A 1,852-nucleotide genomic window follows, 5' to 3' on the forward strand; every position below is an offset into this window, starting at 1 on the left:
GGCGCTTTTGCGGGAGGTGTTCCGTGTCTGAAATCAGTTTTAACAGCATTTTTGACGGCGTGAGCCTTGCGGTCCACGCCGCTTTTCCTGCCCCCATGCAGGTCCACGGCGGTGAGGTCAAGCAGGGGCTCAAGCCTGGTGACTTCAATGTCACGATGCCCACCGCCAGCCACGCCCAGGAGGTGGGGTCCCGCTACCGGCGGAGCCCCACGCTGGACGTGATTTATTACCCCAAGCGGGGCAATGCGGAGTGCTACGCCGTGGCGGACCGGCTCACGGCGGTCCTGGGGAGCATCACCACCCCGGAGGGGGACGTGGTGCACGCCACAAGCTGCGAGTGGACCGTCACCGGCGGGGTGCTCCATGTGCTTGTCACCTATGACCATTTTGTCCGTGTTCCCCAGGAGCACATCATGATGGAAACCCTAAAAATCGAACAGGAGGGATGACCCTATGGCGAAAAATGAAACTGCGGCGGCTCCGGCCAAGACCGTGCCGGAGGCCGTCTACACCAGGGAGCAGGTCATGAGCTCCCAGCGCTATGCCAACCGGCGGGACCTGGTGAGCGTCCTGCTGGAGAGCGGCAAGACCTACACCTTGGCTGAGGTGGATGCACTCATCGACAAATTCATGAAAGGAGCGGTGAAATAATGGCACTGGGAGGCGGCACCTGGCTGGTCCAGAACAAGGTCCTGCCGGGCAGCTATATCAACTTTTCCAGCGTTGCAAAGGCCTCCGCCACGCTGTCCGACCGTGGATATGCGGCGGCCCCCTTTGTCCTGAGCTGGGGCCCGGAAAATGAGGTTTTCGCTGTTACCTCCGGGGAATTTCAGAAAAACAGCAAGGCCATTTTCGGCTACTCCTACGACCACCCCAAGATGCTGGCCCTGCGGGAGATTTTCCTGCACGCCACCACCGTCTACTGCTACCGGCTGGGGCTGGGAGCTAAAAAGGCCGCCTGTGCGCTGGCCACCGCCAAGTACCCCGGCATCCGGGGCAATGACCTCTCCATTGTCATTGCGGTCAACGTGGATGACCCGGACGCCTTTGACGTTGGCACCTATCTGGACGGCATCCAGGTGGACCTCCAGACCGTGACCACGGCGGAGGAGCTGACCGGCAATGACTATGTGGACTTCAAAAAGGACCTCACCCTGGAGGCCACGGCGGGGGCTCCCCTGACCGGCGGGGAGGACGTGGCGAACATCACCGGGGACAGTCACCAGGCTTTCCTGGACAAGATTGAGGCCTATGCTTTCAATGCCATGTGCTGCCCGGCGGCGGACCCCATCATCGTCAAGCTCTACGCCGCCTACTGCCAGCGGGTCCGGGATGAGGTGGGTGCAAAATTCCAGCTCATTGCGTGGAAACCCTCCACGGTGGACTATGAGGGCGTCATCGGCGTGTGGAACAGCGCCACCCACCCCTCCATGGACGTGGATGAGCACGCCGTGGTCTACTGGGCCACCGGGGCCCACGCTGGTGTGGCCGTCAACAAGTCCCTGACCAATGCCAAGTATGACGGGGAGCTTACCCTGGACACGGACTATAAGCAGGCGGAGCTCACGGCGGCCCTCAAGGCGGGCAAATTCATGTTCCACAACGTCAACGGCCTCACCCGTGTCCTGGAGGACATCAACACCCTGCTGACCCTCTCCGATACCAAGGGGGAGGTTTTCCAGAGCAATCAGACCATGCGGGTGTGTGACCAAATCGCCAATGACGTGGCGGTGCTGTTCAATGAGCGCTACCTGGGCACCGTGCCCAATGATGCCTCCGGGCGGTCCGCCCTGTGGGGTGACATCACCCACTACATCAAGCAGCTTGAGGACATCCGGGCGGTGGAGAACTT

3 protein-coding genes are annotated in these 1,852 nt (G+C 61.3%); all 3 read left to right on the top strand.

Going from position 1 to position 1,852, the window contains the following annotated elements:
* Positions 1-23: 23 nt before the first annotated feature.
* Positions 24-449 carry a phage tail terminator family protein gene (locus tag NFS22_RS23475; RefSeq protein WP_251320039.1) on the top strand — a complete coding sequence of 142 codons (426 nt, stop codon included), beginning with the start codon at positions 24-26 and terminating at the stop codon, positions 447-449.
* Positions 450-453: 4 nt separating this feature from the next.
* Complete coding sequence (locus tag NFS22_RS23480; protein WP_251320040.1) at positions 454-651, top strand: hypothetical protein; 198 nt, start codon at positions 454-456, stop codon at positions 649-651.
* Positions 651-1,852 (top strand): phage tail sheath subtilisin-like domain-containing protein (locus NFS22_RS23485; RefSeq protein ID WP_251320041.1); only part of this gene is annotated, 1,202 nt, incomplete at its 3' end. The genes NFS22_RS23480 and NFS22_RS23485, both read left to right, overlap by 1 nt.

It is taken from the genome of Flintibacter muris (genome assembly GCF_943192995.1).
GTDB lineage: Bacteria > Bacillota > Clostridia > Oscillospirales > Oscillospiraceae > Lawsonibacter > Lawsonibacter muris.